Here is a 245-nt window from a genome sequence, read left to right on the forward strand (position 1 = left end):
TGCAGCTGGGCGAGCCCGCCCAGGACGGTGCGTACCTGCGGCTGATCCCGGCGCTGCAACGCCACGAACGACGCCTCGACACTCTGCGCACCCATCGCGGTCAGCACCCCGTCGGGGCCGATCTCCAGGAACCGGGTCACCCCCCGCTCCCGCAACCGCACCACGTGATCGGCGAAACGCACCGCATTCCGGATGTGATCCACCCAGTACGCGGCCGAACACACCTGCCCGGCCTCCGCCGCCAT

The 245-nt window shown here is 70.6% G+C and carries 1 protein-coding gene; it reads right to left on the bottom strand.

The genetic code is table 11. The features are described 5' to 3' along the window. A partial coding sequence (locus IG74_RS47485; protein ID WP_037827705.1) for a hypothetical protein occupies positions 1-245 on the bottom strand: 245 nt, incomplete at both ends.

The organism is Streptomyces sp. NRRL B-1347, assembly GCF_000720325.1.
In the GTDB taxonomy this organism is placed as follows: Bacteria; Actinomycetota; Actinomycetes; order Streptomycetales; family Streptomycetaceae; genus Streptomyces.